At 72.0% G+C, this 18066-nt stretch carries 16 protein-coding genes; 8 read left to right on the plus strand and 8 right to left on the minus strand.

Going from position 1 to position 18066, the window contains the following annotated elements; genetic code table 11:
* Window positions 1-11: 11 nt before the first annotated feature.
* The 5 genes from ACWGJM_RS29315 to ACWGJM_RS29335 form a co-directional block, all read right to left on the minus strand.
* Window positions 12-767 (minus strand): SDR family oxidoreductase, encoded by a 756-nt coding sequence (locus tag ACWGJM_RS29315; RefSeq protein ID WP_453414728.1) that lies wholly within the window; start codon window positions 765-767, stop codon window positions 12-14.
* A 5-nt stretch (window positions 768-772) separates the two neighbouring features.
* Window positions 773-2581: a glycoside hydrolase family 15 protein gene (locus ACWGJM_RS29320; protein ID WP_453414729.1), complete on the minus strand. Its 1809-nt coding sequence runs from the start codon at window positions 2579-2581 to the stop codon at window positions 773-775.
* A gap of 105 nt (window positions 2582-2686) precedes the next feature.
* On the minus strand, window positions 2687-3481 hold the full coding sequence (locus ACWGJM_RS29325; protein WP_453414730.1) for an SURF1 family cytochrome oxidase biogenesis protein: 795 nt from the start codon (window positions 3479-3481) through the stop codon (window positions 2687-2689).
* Between the two features lie 49 nt (window positions 3482-3530).
* The gene (locus tag ACWGJM_RS29330; RefSeq protein ID WP_453414731.1) at window positions 3531-3764 is read right to left on the minus strand and encodes a hypothetical protein; all 234 of its coding nucleotides are present in this window, start codon (window positions 3762-3764) and stop codon (window positions 3531-3533) included.
* A 159-nt stretch (window positions 3765-3923) separates the two neighbouring features.
* Window positions 3924-4922 (minus strand): DEDDh family exonuclease, encoded by a 999-nt coding sequence (locus ACWGJM_RS29335; RefSeq protein ID WP_453414732.1) that lies wholly within the window; start codon window positions 4920-4922, stop codon window positions 3924-3926.
* Window positions 4923-5084: 162 nt separating this feature from the next.
* Between ACWGJM_RS29335 and ACWGJM_RS29340 the strand changes: the two genes are divergently transcribed.
* From ACWGJM_RS29340 to ACWGJM_RS29365, 6 genes are all read left to right on the plus strand, one after another.
* Window positions 5085-5891, plus strand: a complete 807-nt coding sequence (locus ACWGJM_RS29340) for an acetoacetate decarboxylase family protein (RefSeq protein ID WP_453414733.1) — start codon at window positions 5085-5087, stop codon at window positions 5889-5891.
* Complete coding sequence (locus ACWGJM_RS29345) at window positions 5891-6775, plus strand: SDR family NAD(P)-dependent oxidoreductase (RefSeq protein WP_453414734.1); 885 nt, start codon at window positions 5891-5893, stop codon at window positions 6773-6775. The genes ACWGJM_RS29340 and ACWGJM_RS29345 overlap by 1 nt, the downstream gene beginning before the upstream one ends.
* A gap of 118 nt (window positions 6776-6893) precedes the next feature.
* Window positions 6894-8177 (plus strand): amidohydrolase family protein, encoded by a 1284-nt coding sequence (locus ACWGJM_RS29350; protein ID WP_453414781.1) that lies wholly within the window; start codon window positions 6894-6896, stop codon window positions 8175-8177.
* On the plus strand, window positions 8174-9412 hold the full coding sequence (locus ACWGJM_RS29355) for an amidohydrolase family protein (RefSeq protein ID WP_453414735.1): 1239 nt from the start codon (window positions 8174-8176) through the stop codon (window positions 9410-9412). The genes ACWGJM_RS29350 and ACWGJM_RS29355 overlap by 4 nt, the downstream gene beginning before the upstream one ends.
* 24 nt (window positions 9413-9436) lie before the next feature.
* On the plus strand, window positions 9437-10147 hold the full coding sequence (locus tag ACWGJM_RS29360) for a VIT1/CCC1 transporter family protein (protein ID WP_453414736.1): 711 nt from the start codon (window positions 9437-9439) through the stop codon (window positions 10145-10147).
* Between the two features lie 75 nt (window positions 10148-10222).
* Window positions 10223-11269 (plus strand): zinc-dependent alcohol dehydrogenase family protein, encoded by a 1047-nt coding sequence (locus ACWGJM_RS29365; RefSeq protein WP_453414737.1) that lies wholly within the window; start codon window positions 10223-10225, stop codon window positions 11267-11269.
* Between the two features lie 9 nt (window positions 11270-11278).
* Here the strand turns inward: ACWGJM_RS29365 and ACWGJM_RS29370 are convergent, their stop codons facing one another.
* From ACWGJM_RS29370 to ACWGJM_RS29380, 3 genes are read right to left on the minus strand one after another with little or no spacing between them, the layout of a single operon-like run.
* Window positions 11279-12652: a CoA transferase gene (locus tag ACWGJM_RS29370; protein WP_453414738.1), complete on the minus strand. Its 1374-nt coding sequence runs from the start codon at window positions 12650-12652 to the stop codon at window positions 11279-11281.
* A 48-nt stretch (window positions 12653-12700) separates the two neighbouring features.
* On the minus strand, window positions 12701-14224 hold the full coding sequence (locus tag ACWGJM_RS29375) for a S8 family peptidase (protein ID WP_453414739.1): 1524 nt from the start codon (window positions 14222-14224) through the stop codon (window positions 12701-12703).
* A 43-nt stretch (window positions 14225-14267) separates the two neighbouring features.
* Window positions 14268-15794, minus strand: a complete 1527-nt coding sequence (locus ACWGJM_RS29380; protein WP_453414740.1) for a S8 family peptidase — start codon at window positions 15792-15794, stop codon at window positions 14268-14270.
* Between the two features lie 257 nt (window positions 15795-16051).
* Between ACWGJM_RS29380 and ACWGJM_RS29385 the strand changes: the two genes are divergently transcribed.
* Together ACWGJM_RS29385 and ACWGJM_RS29390 are read left to right on the plus strand one after the other, a co-directional pair.
* Window positions 16052-16408, plus strand: coding sequence for a DUF485 domain-containing protein (locus tag ACWGJM_RS29385; protein WP_453414741.1), 357 nt, complete (start codon window positions 16052-16054; stop codon window positions 16406-16408).
* On the plus strand, window positions 16405-18030 hold the full coding sequence (locus tag ACWGJM_RS29390; protein ID WP_453414742.1) for a solute symporter family protein: 1626 nt from the start codon (window positions 16405-16407) through the stop codon (window positions 18028-18030). Before ACWGJM_RS29385 ends, ACWGJM_RS29390 begins: the two co-directional genes overlap by 4 nt.
* Window positions 18031-18066 lie beyond the last annotated feature (36 nt).

Below are 18066 nucleotides of genomic sequence, written 5' to 3' on the forward strand. Positions count from 1 at the left end.
GCTCGAGCCCCTCAGAAACCGTGCCGCATCCCGCCGTCGACAGGCACCATGATCCCCGTCAGGTAGGACGCGGCCGGAGACAGCAAGAACGCGGCCACCCGCCCGAACTCCTCGGGCGTCCCGTACCGCCGCAACGGAATCCGGGACTCATTCGCCGCCCGAGTAGCCTCCGGGTCCGCCGACAACCCGTCCAGCTCGCGCACGCGATCCGTGTCGATGCGCGATGGGAGCAGCCCCAGCACCCGGATCCCGAGCGGCCCCAGCTCGTCCGCGATGGATTTGGCGAACCCGGCGAGTCCGGGCCGCAGCCCGTTGGAGATGGTCAGTCCCGGAATCGGCTCGTACACCGAGGCGGACAGCACGAACCCGATGACCCCGCCCGGCTCCAGCTCCGCGGCCGCCGCGCGAGCCAGCCGTACCGCACCCATGAACACCGACTCGAACGCGCCCCGCCACTGCTCGTCCGTGTTGTCGGCGACGAACCCCGGTGGCGGCCCGCCGACGCTGATCAGGACGCCGTCGAAGCCGCCGAAGCGCTCGCGGGCGGCCGCGATGAGCCGCTCGGCGCCCTGCGGGTCGGCGTTGTCGACGGCGACACCGGCCGCGTTCGGGCCCAGCTCGGCCGCCGCGTCGGCGACGCGCTGCTCGTCCCGCCCCGTGATGACCACCTTCGCCCCGTCGGCGACGAGCTCGCGCGCGGCGGCGTTGCCCAGCCCGCGCGTGGCTCCGGTGACGACGTACACCCGGTCCCTCAGTCCAAGATCCATGGCCCCTATCCTGCCTCGTCGCTCCCGAACAGGGCGAGGGCGGTGTTCACCAGGCCGATATGGCTGAACGCCTGCGGGAAGTTGCCCAGCTGGCAGCCGGCCACCGGGTCGTACTCCTCGGACAGCAGCCCCACGTCGTTGGTGATGCCCACGAGCCGTTCGAACAGCTCCCGGGCCTCCTTCGTCCGGCCCGTCAGATGCAGGGCGTCCGCGAGCCAGAAGGAGCACGCCAGGAAGACGCCCTCCCCGCCGGGCATCCCGTCGACGGACGTCTCGTCGGCGTCGTGGTCGGTGTCGCAGTCGGTGTCGTACCGGCGCACGAAGCCGCCCTGCCCGAGTCCGGCGCGGATGGCGTCGATCGTGCCGATCACCCGCGGGTCGTCGGGCGGCAGGAAGCCGACGCGCGGGATGAGCAGCACGGCCGCGTCGAGTTCACGCGAGCCGTAATACTGCGTGAAGGTCCTCCGCTCGGGGTCGTAGCCCTTCTCGCACACCTCCCGGTGCACCTCGTCGCGCAGCGCGCGCCAGCCGTCGAGGTCGCCGGGCAGCTCGGGGTTGTCCTCCAGCGTGCGCACGGCACGGTCGGCGGCCACCCACACCATCACCTTGGAGTGCACGAACTGCCGCCGTCCGCCGCGCACCTCCCACAGGCCCTCGTCCGGCTGCCGCCACGCCGAGCGCAGGAACTCCAGCAGTGCGCCCTGGAGCGACCACATGTGCGGCTTGGGAGGCATGCCCGCGCGCCGGGCCAGCGACAGCGAGTCCATGACCTCTCCGTACACGTCGAGCTGTAGCTGCCGCACGGCGTCGTTGCCGATCCGTACGGGCGCCGAACCCGCGAATCCGGGCAGCCAGGGCAGCTCGAACTCGGGCAGCCGGCGCTCGCCCGCGAGGCCGTACATGATCTGGAGATCCGCCGGGTCGCCCGCGACCGCGCGCACCAGCCAGTCGCGCCAGGCCTCCGCCTCCTTGCGGTAGCCCGCGGCCAGCAGGGCGCCGAGGGTGAGGGTGGAGTCGCGCAGCCAGCAGTAGCGGTAGTCCCAGTTGCGTACGCCACCCAGTTCCTCGGGGAGTGAGGTGGTGGCCGCGGCGACGATGCCGCCGGTCGGCGCGTAGGTGAGGGCCTTGAGGGTGATCAGGGAGCGGACCACCGCGTCCCGGTGCGGCCCCTGGTAGCGGCAGCGGGACGCCCAGCGCCGCCAGTCCGCGACGCTGTGCCGCAGGGAGACGAACGGGTCGACGAGCGGGGGGCGCGGCTGGTGCGAGGGATGCCAGGTGAGTACGAACGCGACCCGCTCGCCCGCCGCCAGGGTGAACTCCGAGTAGGTGCCGAAGTCCTCGCCCCAGGTGCGCACCGCCGGTTCGCTGCGCAGCCACACGGAGTCGGGCCCCGCGACGGCGACCCGGTGGCCCCCGGACCGGCGCATCCACGGCACGATCGAGCCGTAGTCGAAGCGCAGGCGCAGGGTGCTGCGCACGGTGACCCGGCCGGAGAGACCCTCGACGACGCGTACGACGTCGGGTGCGCGGTCGCGCTGCGGCATCAGGTCCGTGACCCGGACCGATCCCTGAGGGGTGTCCCACTCGGTGTCGAGGACGAGGGTGTCGTGGCGGTAGGCGCGGCGGGTGCAGGGGCCGGCCCCCTTGGGGGCGATCCTCCAGTGACCGTGCTCCTCGTCGCCCAGGAGCCGCGCGAAGCAGGCGGCGGAGTCGAAGCGGGGCAGGCACAGCCAGTCGATGGAGCCGTCCCTGCCGACCAGGGCCGCGGTCTGCTCGTCGCCGATGAGGGCGTAGTCCTCGATGCGCGGATGCACGGGTTTCCGGATTCCCGGTGTGCCGCGGCCACAATCAGCCGGCTGGTCCGGGAAGGTGCCCGCGCGTGGCGGTGGGTCCCACCCCTGACGCGCCGCTCACGGTGTTCACACCGCGGCGGTCGCGGGCTCCTCGCTCGGTTGTGCGGCCGCCTCGGCCCGGGACCGGTCCTCGCGGCGGACCAGGACGAACCAGCCGTACGGGACGCCCGCGGCGAACAGCCACCACTGGATCATGTACGCGTAGTTCAGCGGGGCGTCTTCACTGCCGGGGTCGGAGAGCAGCTCGGGGGTGTCGCCCTTGGGCTCCGGAGCGGTCTGCTGGATGTAGCCGCCGAGCACCTGGGCGTTCAGCCGCCGGGCCTGCTCCGCGCTGTTGATCAGCATGATCTGCCGGTCCGGCAGCCCCTTGATCTCCTTGATGCCGCTGGCCGCCGTCGTCTCGTCGGCCATCAGCCGCCCGGTGACGGTGGTCCGGCCGCCGGGCGGCGCGGGGATCTTGGGGAAGGCGGTCTGCGTGCCGTTCGCCGGGATCCAGCCGCGGTTGACCAGCAGCACCTTGCCGTCCGTCAGCACGAACGGCGTCAGGACGTGGAAACCGACCTCGTCGTCGGCGTTGACACGGCGCCGGACGACCACTTCCCGCGCGGTGTCGAAGGTGCCGGTCGCGGTGACCCTGCGGTACTTCTCGGTGCGGGTGACGGCGTGTCCCGGGGAGCTCAGCCGCTCCACGGGCACCGGCTTGGCCGCCAGTGCCTCGGCGACCAGCTGGTTGCGGGCGCTGCGCATCTCGTACCGGTGCTTCTGCCAGATGCCCAGCCAGATCATGGTGGGGATCAGCAGCAGGGCCACCAGGGTGAGGATCACCCACTGGCGGGTCAGCAGAAAGCGGTAGCGGTGCACCCCACGACGGTACAACTCGGTCGTGGGGCGCAATCGGGCGGGTACCGGCTCACAGCTTGTCCACGACGCCCACCTTGCCCTCGGAGCGCGCGCAGTGGGCGCCGCAGTACCAGTGGCCCTCGACCTCGACGCCCTGGCCGATGATCTGCACCCGGCAGTGTTCGCAGATAGGGGCCATGCGGTGGATCGCGCAGGAGAAGCAGTCGAAGACGTGCACCGCGCCCTGGGCGTGCACCTCGAAGGTCATGCCGTAGTCATTGCCGCAAACTTCACATCTCGCCATGCGCCACAGAGTGAGCCGTCGCCGCCGCCCGGGCGAGCGGCCGCCGGGCGAGTCGCACGGCAATCACCCATCCGTACGGTCGTTCCTCCATACGGTCGTCCGTCCGCATGGTCATTCCTCTGTGCGGTCGTTCCTCCGTGCTGTCGTTCGTCCGTACCGTCATTCGCCCGACGCGGGCTCCACATCCGCGAGGAGCTGCCCGAACGCCGCCTCGTCCACCACCGGCGTCCCGTACTGCCGCGCCTTGACCGCCTTCGAGGTGCCCGAGTCCGGATCGTTGGTCACCAGGAGGCTGGTCAGCCGGGACAGGCTGGTCGCGACATGCAGCCCCGCCTCGGTCGCCCGGTCCTCCAGCAGCTCACGCTCGACCGAGGTGTCCCCGGAGAACGCGATCCGCATGCCCTGCTTGAGGCGTTTGCCCTCTTCGTACCGGCCCGGGTTGGGATAGGGGCACGCGGGCCGCTTGCGTGCCGGACGCCAGGTGCCGGGCCGGTATCCGCCGTAGCCCCCGCCGCCGGCCTGGCGGCCGATCCGGGGCGCGGGCCGGTCCTGCCACTCCGTCAGCGGCCGGCACTCCAGCAGCGGCAACCGCACCCCGCCCTCCGCCGCGGCCCGCAGACTGGGCCGGAACGCCTCCGCGAGCACGCGCGCGTCGTCCAGCGCGTGGTGCGCGTGCCGCTGCACGACGCCGAAGTGGGCCGCCAGCGACTCCAGCTTGTGGTTGGGCAGCGGCAGACCAAGTTCCTTCGAGAGCGCGATCGTGCACAGCCGCTGCCGCACCGGGGCCTCGCGCTCCGCGCGCGCGTACTCCCGGGCGATCATCTGCCAGTCGAAGACGGCGTTGTGCGCGACCAGCACCCGGCCCGCGAGCCGGGCGGTGAACTCCTCGGCGATGTCCGCGAACAGCGGCGCGCCCTCGAGTACCTCGCTCGTCAGACCGTGGATCCACACCGGGCCCGGGTCCCGCTCCGGATTGACCAGCGTGTACCAGTGGTCCTCGACCTCACCGCGCGCGTCCAGCCGGTAGACGGCCGCGGAGATTATCCGGTCGTCCCGGGCCAGGCCCGTGGTCTCCACGTCAACGACCGCGTATCCCTGGGGATACGCGGCCGGCCACCGGGTGGGGGAGGACGCTGCGGTCGTTCGGTCTTCGAGCATGGTCACTGAGGATACGGGCCGCGACTGACAGTCCTCTCCCGGAGGTTCGGGTCCGTCACCGCACATGTCCATTCCCTGCGCGTGGCTATGGACACCTTCACCACACGGTGCGACCGTGCTGCCGCCCGACGGTTGACGGCCCATGGAAGGGCGGTACGGCGTATGGCACGCGTACGGTACGGCGCACGGACCGAGGCGGAGGTCACGGCCGCGCGCACCGCGAGCGCGAAGCTCCCCGACATCTGGTCCACCGGCGTGGTGGCCCTCTGGGAGACCGATCCGGACGCGGTGGCGGTGGTGCTGCCGCCCCCGCTCAAACCGACCGGGCGCCCCCTGGTCCGGGTCAGCATCAGCAAGGTCGACCTGCCCGGATATCCGCTCGGCGCGGGCTCGTTCGCGGTCGCCGCCGCGCACGGCGAAACCGAGGGCTGGTATCCGCTGGTGATGCCGATGACCCACGAGCGCGCCCTCACCGGCGGCCGGGAGGTCTTCGGAGAGCCCAAGAAGCTCGGCGAGGTGACCGTCGAGCGCGACGGCCCGGTGGTGCGCGCGTCGCTGGCCCGGCACGGCATCGCCTTCGTCGAGGTGTGCGGCGCGGTGAGCGGTGACCTGCCCCTGCCCGGGCCGTCGCGGAAGACCGACTTCTACTTCAAGTTCCTTCCCGCGGTGGACGGTTCCGGCTTCGACGGCGACCCGCTGCTGGTGCACTGCGTGCGCCACGAGAAGGTGAGTGGGCTGGAGGCGGTCACCGGGGACGTGGTGCTGCGCGAGTCCGTGTACGACCCCGTCGCCGACCTGCCGGTCCTGCGTCTCGTCGAGATCACCCTCGGCCGGAAGACCAGCGACCAGCGCGGCCGGGTCGCCGAACGGGTCGATCCGCAGGCGCTGTTGCCGTACGTCCACCAGCGGTACGACGATCCGCGCCAGGTCCTGGACGCGCCGCCCGAGACTCCCGAGGGGAGCCTCTGATGGAGCTGAGGGAGGGACAGGTCGCCGTCGTCACCGGCGCCGCCAGCGGCATCGGCCTCGCCATGGCCCGGCGGTTCGCGGCCGAGGGCCTGAAGGTGGTCCTCGCCGACGTCGAGGCGGCCGCCCTGGACAAGGCCGCCGACGACCTGCGCGCGGACGGCGCGGACGTGCACGCCCGCGTGGTCGACGTCGGAGTCCGCGAACAGCTCCTGGAGCTGGCCGAGTCGGTGTACGAGACGTACGGCGCCGTGCACGTCCTGTGCAACAACGCCGGGGTCGGCTCGGGCGCCGAGGGCCGCATGTGGGAGCACGACCCGAACGACTGGAAGTGGGCGTTCTCCGTCAATGTGTGGGGCGTCTTCCACGGCGTCCAGGCATTCGTGCCCCGGATGATCAAGTCGGGTCAACCCGGTCATGTCGTCAACACGTCCTCCGGCGACGGCGGCATCGCCCCGCTGCCCACCGCCTCCGTGTACGCCGTCACCAAGGCGGCCGTCGTCACGCTGACCGAGTCCCTGTACGCCCACCTGAAGGCGGAACACGCGCGCGTGGGCGCATCGGTGCTCTTCCCCGGCCCGCACATGCTGCGCACCGGCCTGTGGGAGTCGCACCGCAACCGACCCGAGCGGTACGCGAAAGAGAGGCCGCGGAGGACCCCGTACCGCAGCCTCGACCAGTGGGAGGCGGCGATGCGCGCGGCGGGCAAGGATGTCCGCTTCACGCCCGTCGAGGAGGTCGCCGGCCTCGTCGTGGACGGCATCCGCGCCGACCGCTTCTGGCTGCTGCCGCCGAGCGAGCACAGTGACGCGCAGATCCGGGCTCGGGCCACGTCGATGCTCGACCGCACGAACCCGGCGTACCTCGAACCATTCATCCTCGACTGAATCGCTGCCGCGCTCCTCGGCCGACGGCGAGACCGTGGTCGGCCGGAGGCCGGGGGGTTGTCCCCCCGGGAGATGCAGCATCCTGGACTAGGAGGCCGGCGTGACCGACCAGGACACGATGACCGATCACGAGCCCTACCTGATCATCTCCTCCGACTGCCACGCCGGGCTGCCCACCGAGGAGTACCGGCCCTACCTGGAGGCCCGGTTCCACCGGGACTTCGACGAGTTCCTCGCCGGCCGCGACCGGCGCCGCGAGGAGATGACGCGGCTCGGCATCCGCAACGAGGCCTTCGCGGACAAGTGGTTCCAGGACAACGAGGAAGGCCTGCGCGGCGGCTGGGACACCGCCCAGCGACTGAAGGAGCTCGACGGCGACGGGGTGGCCGCCGAGGTGGTCTTCCCGGACGCCGACGCCGTGGACAGCCGTACGGCCGCTCCCTTCGGCGTGGGCCTAGGCCTGTCCGGCGACCAGGACCCCGAACTGGGCATGGCGGGCGCGCGGGCGCACAACCGCTGGCTGGCCGACTTCGTCTCCGAGCACCCCGAACGGCACTGCGGGGTGGCCCTGCTGCCCGTCACGGCCCCGGCCGAGCGGGTGGTCGCCGAGGTCCACCGCGCCAAGGAGTCCGGTCTCGACGCCCTGATGATCCCGTCCATGTGGGTCGACAAGGAGCCGTACCACGACCGCCGTTACGACCCCGTATGGGCGGCGGCCGCCGAGTGCGGGATGCCGCTGCTGACGCACTCCGGAGCGGCTCCGCGGCACGAGTACGGCGACCACCTCGGGATCTACGTCTCCGAGGTCACCTGGTGGCCCGCCCGGCCGCTGTGGTTCCTCCTCTGGTCCGGGGTCTTCGAACGCCATCCCGGGCTGAGGTTCGGGGTGGCGGAGTCGGGCTGCTGGTGGCTGCCGAACCTGCTGTGGTTCATGGACCGCCTCTACCTGGGCGCGCACGGCGGCAAGAAGCTCTCCCCCTTCCAGGAGCTGGGGCGTCCCCCGCACGAGTACCTCGACCGGCAGGTGTTCGTCTGCGCCACCAACACCAAGCGCCGCGAACTGGCCCAGCGTTACGAGATCGGCGTGGACAACATCCTGTGGGGCAGCGACTTCCCGCACCCCGAGGGCACCTGGCCCGACACGCGCGCGTGGCTGCGCCGCACCTTCCACGACATCCCGGTGACCGAGACCCGCCGCATGCTGGGCCTCGCGGCGGCCGAGGTCTTCGGCTTCGACGTGGCGAGACTGACCCCGCTTGCCCGGCGTATCGGCCCCACGCCCGCCGACCTCGGCCAGCCGGACGACCAGGCGGCCGTCGAGGCGTCCTGGGCGCGCTCGCGCGAGGTGGGCCGCCACTGGCTGACCGGCCACGACTTCCCGGACCTGGGGGTGACCCCGTGAACTCCCCGGACGAGGACCGCTGCACGGTCATCTCCGCCGACTGCCACGCGGGCGCCGACCTCCTCGACTACAAGCCGTACCTGGAGCGGCGGTACCACGACGACTTCGACGCCTGGGCGGCCACGTACGTCAACCCGTACGAGGACCTGCTCGCCGACTCCGCCGACCGGAACTGGGACTCCGAACTCCGCCTGGCCGAACTGGAGGCGGACGGGATCGTCGCGGAGGTGGTCTTCCCGAACACCATTCCGCCGTTCTTCCCGTCCGGCTCCCTGAGCGCGCCCACGCCGACCGCGGAGGAGTTCGACCGCCGGTGGGCGGGTCTGCGCGCCCACAACCGCTGGCTGGCGGACTTCTGCGCGGCCGCGCCGGGCCGCCGCGCGGGCGTCTGCCAGATCCTCCTGAACGACGTCGAGGAGGCCGTGCAGGAGATCCGGTGGGCGGCCGGCGCGGGCCTGAAGGGCGGGGTGCTGCTGCCGGGCACACCGCCGGGCTCGGGGCTGCCCGAGCTGTACTCGTCGGCGTACGACCCGATCTGGGCCGTCTGCGCGGAACTCGGCGTGCCCGTCAACCACCACGCGGGCTCGGCCTCGCCGCCGCTCGGCGACGAACCGGCCGCCCGCGCGGTCTTCATGGTCGAGACGACCTGGTTCTCCCACCGCGCGCTGTGGCACCTCGTCTTCGGCGGCGCCTTCCGCCGTCATCCGGACCTGAAGCTGGTCCTGACCGAGCAGGGCTCGGGCTGGATCCCCGGAGTGCTCGACATGCTGGACTACTACCACGGCCGCCTGGTCGCCGCCGCGACGAAGGCGGCCACGGCGGAGGCCAAGTTCGGCGCGGGTCTGGCCGCCGGCATGGGCGGGGCCCCTTCACGGGTCTGGCGCGACAACTGCTTCGTCGGCGCCAGCTTCATGCGCCCGCACGAGGTGCCGCTGCGCGACCGCATCGGCATCGACAAGATCATGTGGGGCAGCGACTACCCCCACGACGAGGGGACCCATCCCTACTCTCGGGAGGCCCTGCGCTTCGCCTACGCGGGCGTGCCCCGGGACGAGCTCACGGCCATGCTCGGCGGCAACGCCGCCCGCGTGTACGGCTTCGACCTCGACTTCCTGGACCCGATCGCGGCGAAGGTCGGCCCGACGGTCGCGGAGCTCGCCGAGCCGCTCCTCGAACCTCCCGCGGACGCGACGAGCCCCGTGTTCGCGCGGGGGGCGTCGGTACGGGTCTGGTGACGGCCGGGGTGGAATCCTCCTGGTGTGACGGAACCGACCCATGACGAGGCGCACGGCGGCGCGCTGGGCTCCCGCCTGAACTGGTTGCGCGCGGCCGTCCTCGGCGCGAACGACGGCATCGTGTCCACCGCCGGCCTCGTCGTCGGCGTGGCCGGTGCCACGGACTCCCGCGCCGCCCTGCTCACCGCGGGCCTGGCCGGGCTGCTGGCCGGGTCGATGTCGATGGCGGCGGGCGAGTACGTGTCGGTGTCGACCCAGCGGGACTCGGAGATGGCCGCCCTGGCGGTGGAGAAACGGGAGTTGAGGGAGCAGCCCGCGGCCGAACTGGAGGAGCTGACCGAGCTCCTCCAGGAGCGCGGGCTGTCCCGGGGGGTGGCGCGGGAGGCGGCGGAGCAGCTCACCGCGCGGGACGCGCTGAGGGCCCACGCGCGCGTGGAGCTGGGCATCGACCCGGAGGAACTGGCCAACCCGTGGCACGCGGCCTGGGCGAGCTTCCTGGCCTTCACCGTGGGCGCCCTGTTGCCGCTGCTGGCGATCGTGCTCCCGCCGGCCGGCCTGCGGCTGCCGGTGACCGTGGTGTCCGTGCTCGCCGCCCTCGTCCTCACCGGCTTCAGCAGCGCCCGCCTGGGCGCCGCGGCTCCGGCCCGGGCGGTGCTGCGGAACGTGGCGGGCGGGGCGCTGGCCATGGGGGTGACGTACGTGGCGGGGACGCTGCTGGGCGCGGCGGGGGTGTGAGGGCGCACAGCGGCGACGGCGTACCGTGAGGTGCGCCCGCCCCCCCTCGCTTTCGCAGGAAGAAGGACCCTCGCCATGCGCGCCACCACCATCCACGCCCCGTACGACATGCGCGTGGAGGACGTGCCCGAGCCCGTGGTGCAGCTGTCCACCGACGCCGTCGTACGGGTGCTGCGCGCCTGCATCTGCGGCAGCGACCTGTGGGCGTACCGCGGCGAGGCGGCCAGGCAGGCGGGACAGCGGATCGGGCACGAGTTCCTCGGCGTCGTGGAGGGGACCGGCTCCGACGTGAGCACCGTACGGCGCGGGGACCTGGTGGTCGCGCCGTTCATGTGGTCGGACGGCGTCTGCGACTACTGCCGCGAGGGCCTGACCACCTCCTGCCGGCACGGCGGCTTCTGGGGCTCGGTCGGTTACGACGGCGGCCAGGGCGAGGCCGTCCGCGTGCCCTTCGCCGATGGCACCCTGGTCCAGCTGCCCAAGGAGGCGGCCTCCGACGAGCACCTGCTGTCCGCGCTGCTGACCCTGTCCGACGTCATGGGCACCGGCCACCACGCGGCCCTCGGTGCGGGCGCCCGTCCGGGTGCCACGGTCGCCGTCGTCGGGGACGGCGCGGTCGGCCTGTGCGCCGTGCTGGCCGCCAAGCGGCTCGGCGCGGAGCGGATCATCGCCCTCGGCCGGCACCAGGTCCGTACGGACATCGCGCGCCGTTTCGGCGCCACCGACGTCGTCGCCGAGCGCGGGGACGCGGCCGTCGAGGCCGTCCGCGAGCTCACCCGCGGGCAGGGCGCGCACGCCGTCGTCGAGGCGGTCGGTACCGAGCAGTCGATGCGGACCGCCGTCAACATCGCCCGCGACGGCGGCGCCATCGGCTTCGTGGGCGTGCCCCATGGCAGCGGCACCGGCCTCGACCTCGGCGTCATGTTCGACCGGAACCTCGCGCTGCGCGGCGGTGTCGCACCGGTCCGCGCCTACATCCCCGACCTGCTGCCCGACGTCCTGGACGGCACGATCGACCCGTCGCCCGTCTTCGACATGACGGTCGGCATCGAGGGCGTCCCCGGCGGCTACAAGGCGATGGACGAGCGCATCGCCCTCAAGGTGCTGGTCACCAACGGCTGACCGGCGGCCTCAGGTCCAGCGGGCCGCGTCCGTCCCCCAGGGCACCGGAGGCCGCGCCCAGTCGGCCGGGCCGCCCGCGAAGGACACGGGCGGGCGCGCGTACCGCAGCCGCCCCAGCCGGGTGTCCGTCACGGCGAGCCAGGCGTCCGGCCCGTCGTACGGCAGGTCACCGCCCGCGCCCGGCGCCGCCTCGTCCGTCAGCCAGTGCGCGGTCCGGGCGAGCGCCAGCCGGACGAAGCGGCCACCGCCGTCGTACGACTGCTCGGTCAGCGCCCGCAGTACGGCAGCGGCCAGCAGATAGCCGGTGCCGTGGTCCAGCGCCTGCGCGGGCAGCGCACCGGGCCGGCCGGCCGAGCCCTCGACGGCCGCGATGCCGGTGGCGACCTGCACGAGGCTGTCGAAGCCGCGCCGCCCGTCCCACGGCCCGTACGCGCCCCAGGCCGACACCTGCGCCACGGTCAGTCCGGGCCGCCGCTCGGCCAGCGCCTCGGGGGAGAGGCCGAACCGGTCCAGCGCGCCCGGCCGGTACCCGGTGACCACCACGTCCGCCGCGGCCAGCAGTTCCTCGAAGGCCTGCCGGTCCGTGGCCAGGTCCAGCGTCGCCGACCGCTTCCCGAAGCCCGTGTCGGCGTGCTGGTCGGGCAGTTCCGGCAGGTGCGGCGGGTCCACGCGCAGCACCTCCGCGCCCAGCAGGGCGAGCGTGCGGGTGGCGACCGGGCCCGCGAGGACCCGGGTCAGGTCCAGGACGCGCAGGCCGGCGGCGGGCAGCAGGGGAGAGGAGTTCCGCGGAGGCGGCAGCACGCGCGCGCGTGCCGAGCCCAGTCGTCCGCGCTCGACGAGCGGCCGTGCGGCCACCGCGGCGGCCTGCTCGTGCACGGCCCACTCCTCCGGCGTACGGAGCGCGACCGCGAGGCCCCCCGCCTCGTACACCGTCTCCTCGACCTCGCGCGCGGGCCGCTGGGCGAGCCGGTCGGCCACGGCCTCCACGGACGCGTCCTCCGACAGCCCCAGCGCACCCAGCAGCCGCGTCCGGTGGTGGGGATAGTTGGCGTGCGTGCGCACCCATCCGTCGGCCGTACGCCAGAACCGCGACAGCGGCGCGAAGGCGACCGGCGGCCGCCCGTCGACCCTCAGCAGCCGCTCGCTGTGGAAGGCGGCCGCCACCGCCCCGTCATCGACCCGTACCGCCGGCACCTCGGCGAGTCCGCCCCGCCGCGCCCCCAGCTCGGCGGCGGCCAGCGCACAGGCCCCCACGCAGGAGCGGGCCAGCTCCCGTACCGGAAGGCGCGCCTGGAGAGCGCCTTCCCTGATCACGGTGCCGGCCCGCGTCACGAGGGCGGGGTCGCCGCCCAGGGCGGACCAGACGAAGTTGATTCCAGTCATGACTGCACTATGCAGTATTGACTCAATCAATACATGGCGGAGGCCGCCTCACTTCGTCACGGCCGCCAGCGCGTCCGCCGTGCCGAAGCCGTAGAAGCCGTTGTGGTTCTTCGGTCCCTCGCACACCGCGTCGATCTTGCCATCACCGTTGATGTCGTACGGGTCGGTGCACGGTGTGGCGTCGGCCTCCGCGTACAGGAGGGCCTTCACCAGGGCCGCGGAGGCGTGCGGGTGGGTTGACTTGATCAATGCGGCGACACCGGCGACGTGCGGGGTCGCCATCGACGTGCCGGCCATGTAGCCCCACTTGCCGCCGGGCAGCGGGCCGAGGATGAGGCCGCTGGTGGCCGGGGGTTCCGGCTTCTGGTAGGCCGTGGAGTCGCCGCCGGGGGCGGCAATGTCGATCACGCCCAGGCCGTAGTTGGAGAAGGACGACTTGATGCCCTTGGCGCCGGTCGCCGCGACCGTCACGACACCCGGCAGCTGGGTGGGGATGTCGTAGCACTCGTGCGGGTCGATCACCCGGTCCGACGGGGTGGAGTCGTTCGGCGAGACCGGGTCGGTGATCGAGTCGGACGCCAGGTCGTAGCTCTCGTTGCCCGCCGCGGCGACGTTGACCGCGCCCTTGCGCTCGGCATACCGGGAGGCCCGGGTGATGGCGTCCACCAGCGCCTTCTGGTCCGGGTCGGTGGTGCAGTTGAAGTACCACGGGTCGGTGTAATAGCTGTTGTTGGTCACGTCCACGCCGTGCTCGGCCGCCCACACGAAGCCGCAGACCACGGCTTCGGTGTAGAAGTAGCCGTTCGGGTTGCCGACCTTGATGCCCGCGACCCGCACCCCCGGCGCCACGCCCGTGATGCCGACGCCGTTCTTCGCGCCCGCGATCTCACCGGCCACGTGCGTGCCGTGCGGGCTCTCGCTCGCGCTGGGCCGCCAGGCCCCGTCGGTGGTGTCCGGCTTGCCCGAGACGCAGTTGGCGGAGGCGGCACGGTCGAAGTTGGGCGCGATGTCGGGGTGGGTGTCGTCGACACCGGTGTCGACGACGGCGACGGTGACCTTCCGGCTGCCGAGGGTCTTCTCGTGCGCCTTGTCCGCCTTGATGGCGGGCAGGTCCCACTGGAGGGGTTCCAGCGGGTCCTGTCCGTCGGCCGCCCGCGCGCCCGCGACCTGCTCGTCGCTCAGCACCTTCGGCGTCCCGACGTCGGTGGTCGACTGGGCGGGCAGCGGCGCGGTGCGGGTGGCGCCGGCGGAGTCGACGTCGCGCACCTTGCGTACGGCCGTGGCGAAGCCGGGGTTCGACGAGTGGACGACGATCACGCCTATCCGGTCGTAGGCGATCACGACGGAGCCGCCGGCCTCGCCGATGGCCTTCTCCACGCGCGCGGAAGCGGCGTGCCCGGGGCGGACGTTGACGACGTAGCTGAGCGCGGTCGCGTCCGCCTCGGCGGCGGCGACCGGTGCGGCCGGGGCCGCCGTCGCGGTGGCGTTCGGCAGGAAGGCGAGGGCCGTCGCCATCGCCGTGCCGAGCGGAAGGGCGAGGGCGCGACGGTGGTGCCGGTGGGACGCTGTCATAGGTCTTGTCTCTCCAGTTGGTCGGAATTCGTCGATGCCGGGGTTACTTGACCGCGCGCAGCGCGTTGACGATGCCGAACCCGTAGAAGCCGTTGACTCGCTCGCCGCCCACGCAGGTCGCGTCCACGACACCGTCGCCGTCCCCGTCGTACGGGTCGCTCGGGCAGCCGGGGTTGTCCGCCTCGGCCTTGAGCAGCGCCTGAAGCTGCGCCGGGGTGGCGTGCGGGTGGGCGGACTTCAGCAGCGCGGCCACGGCGGCCACGTGCGGGGAGGCCATCGAAGTGCCCTGGAGGAAGCCGTACTGGTCGTTCGGCAGGGTCGACAGGATGCGGCCGTTCTTGGACGGCGTGTCCGGGATCTGGAACTTGTCGCCGCCGGGGCCCGCCACGTCGACGACTCCCTTGCCGTAGCTGGAGTAGTACGACTTGGCGCCCTTGACGCCGGTCGCGCTCACCGTGACCACGCCGGGCAGCTGGGTCGGCACGTCGAAGCACTCGTGCGGGTCGACCGTCCGGGTCGTGGGCGTCGAGTCGTCGGGGCTGGAAGCGTCGGCCAGGGCGTCCGAGTCGAGGTCGTCGTTGGAGTTGCCCGCGGCGGCCACATTGAGCGTGCCCTTGCGCTGGGCGTACAGCTGGGCCCTGTTGACCGCGTCGACGATGGCACGTTGATCGGGGTCGTCCATGCAGTTGTACTGCCACGGATCAACGTAGTAGCTGTTGTTCGTGACCTCGATGCCGTGATCGGCGGCGAACACGAAGGCGCAGACCACGCTTTCGGGGAAGAACAGCGAGTTCGCGTCCGGCTGGGCCACGGTGATGCTCGCGACCTTCACACCCGGGGCCACCCCCGCCACGCCTATGCCGTTGCGGGCCGCGGCTATCTCACCCGCGACATGCGTGCCGTGGTAGTGGTCGGCGTCCACCGGCCGCCAGGCGCCGTACGTCGTGTCCGCCTTGCCGCTCACACAGTTCGCGGACTGGGAGGCGGAGAAGTTCGGGGCGATGTCCGGATGGGTGTCGTCGACGCCGGTGTCGATGACACCGACGGTCACCCGCCTGCTGCCCGGGTCGATCCGCGCGGCCTTGTCGGCGCCGATCGCCCGCAGGTCCCACTGGTCGGCCTCCAGGGGCTCCTCGCCCGCTGCCGCGCTCTTCGCGAGCTTCGCCGCCTGGGCCTTCGACAGGACCTGCACCGCCCCCTCGTCCGTCGTCCCCGCGGCGCTGAGCGGCGCGGTCCGCGAGGCACCCGCCGACTGCACTCCGCGCACCGCGCGGATCTGCTTGCCGAAGTCCGGGTTCGCGGAGTGGACGACGATCACGCCGATCCTGTCGTACGTCACCACGACGGAACCGCCGGCCGCCTCGATGGCCTTCTGCACCGACGCGATGGTGTGGCGGTCGGTCCTCGTGTTGACGAGGTACGCGAGGTTCGGGCCGTCCGCCGCGCGTGTCGCCTCAGCCGTCGTCGGGGCCGCCGACGCCGCCGACGGGAGGAAGCCGAGCGACGCGGTCAGCGACAGCACGACGGGCACGGCGAGGGCGAGCCGGCGTCTGGAGCGCAGATGAGACATGGGATCTCCACATCATCCGGGGTCATCCGAAAACGAAACCGGCCCGAGACACAGGTGCTCCTCGGGCAGGTACATGACTAGTTGTGCAGGGCGAAGCTATCCCGGTGTCTCACTGGCCAGCAATGACCACGGCAGACGACTTCCGAAAGAACTCATAGGACTTGAACCGGACCTCGCGTGGCGCCGTGGACCTTCGACGGGGAGCTTGAGCAGGATCGAGCCCCCGCCGCAAACCGTCCGCAACACGAGGAGACTCCGTGGCTACCGAGACACCGCCCCCCTCGAAGACCCAGCCCCGACTCCCCTCCACCGAGGAGTTCGCCGCGGTGCAGGAGAGCGCGGAGTTCGGTGAACTGCGCCGCTCCTACCGCTCCTTCGCCTTCCCGCTGACCGTCGCCTTCATCGCCTGGTACCTGCTGTACGTCCTGCTCTCCAACTACGCGGGCGACTTCATGGGCACCAAGGTGGCCGGCAACGTCAACGTCGCCCTCGTGCTGGGCCTCGCCCAGTTCCTCACCACGTTCCTGATCGCCTGGTGGTACGCGCGGCGCGCCGCCGCTCACCTCGACCCCAAGGCGGAGGCCATCAAGTCCCGGATGGAGGACGGCGCATGAGCATCGCACAGCAGAGCGTGCTGGCGGCCGGCGAGGCGAGTGAGCACCGGACGCTGATCGTCACCCTGTTCGCGGTCTTCGTCGCCGCGACCCTCGTCATCACCGTCTGGGCCGGCCGGCAGACCAAGGACGCCGCCGACTTCTACGCCGGCGGACGGCAGTTCACCGGCTTCCAGAACGGCCTCGCCGTCTCCGGCGACTACATGTCCGCCGCGTCCTTCCTCGGCATCGCGGGCGCCATCGCCCTCTTCGGCTACGACGGCTTCCTGTACTCCATCGGCTTCCTGGTCGCCTGGCTGGTCGCCCTGCTCCTGGTCGCCGAGCCGCTGCGCAACTCCGGCCGCTACACCATGGGCGACGTGCTGGCGTACCGCATGCGCCAGCGCCCCGTCCGCACGGCGGCCGGTACCTCCACGATCGTCGTGTCGATCTTCTACCTGCTGGCCCAGATGGCCGGCGCCGGCGTCCTGGTCTCGCTGCTGCTCGGCATCACCAGCGACGGCGGCAAGATCGGAATCGTGGCGCTGGTCGGCGTCCTGATGATCGTCTACGTCACCATCGGCGGCATGAAGGGCACCACCTGGGTCCAGATGGTCAAGGCCGTGCTGCTGATCGCGGGCGCCCTGCTGCTGACCTTCCTGGTCCTGCTGAAGTTCCACTTCAACATCTCCGATCTGCTGGGCAAGGCCGCCGACAACAGCGGCAAGGGCTCCGCGTTCCTCGAGCCCGGCCTGAAGTACGGCGCCACGGGCACCACCAAGCTGGACTTCATCTCCCTGGGCATCGCCCTCGTCCTCGGCACGGCGGGTCTGCCGCACATCCTGATCCGCTTCTACACCGTTCCCACCGCCAAGGCCGCCCGTAAGTCGGTCATCTGGGCGATCGGTCTGATCGGCGCCTTCTACCTGATGACCCTCGCCCTCGGCTTCGGCGCCGCCGCGCTGATCAAACCGGACGAGATCATCGCCTCCAACAAGGCGGGCAACACGGCGGCACCCCTGCTGGCCCTCCACCTCGGCGGAGTGGACTCCGACTGGGGCGCCATCATGCTCGCCACCATCTCCGCGGTCGCCTTCGCCACGATCCTCGCGGTCGTCGCGGGCCTGACCCTGGCCTCGTCCTCCTCCTTCGCCCACGACATCTACGCCAACGTCATCAAGAAGGGCGGGGCCACCGAGAAACAGGAGATCAACGCGGCCCGGTACGCCACGGTCGGCATCGGCGCCGTCTCGATCCTGCTGGGTGCCCTCGCCCGCGACCTGAACGTGGCCGGCCTGGTCGCCCTGGCCTTCGCGGTCGCCGCCTCCGCCAACCTGCCGACCATCCTCTACAGCCTGTTCTGGAAGCGGTTCACCACCTCCGGCGCCCTGTGGTCGATCTACGGCGGCCTGGTCACCGCGGTCGGCCTGGTGCTGTTCTCCCCGGTGGTCTCCGGCAAGGAGACGTCGATGTTCCCCGACGTCGACTTCCACTGGTTCCCGCTGGAGAACCCGGGCATCATCTCGATCCCGGTCGGCTTCCTGCTGGGCGTCGTCGGCACCCTGCTGTCCAAGGAGACGCCCGACGCCGGCAAGTACGCGGAGCTGGAGGTGCGGTCCCTGACCGGAACCGGGGCGCACTGAGCTTCGTACGAGCGGCCGCGTCGTGGGGACCGTAGG

The organism is Streptomyces sp. NPDC054834 (genome assembly GCF_053611185.1).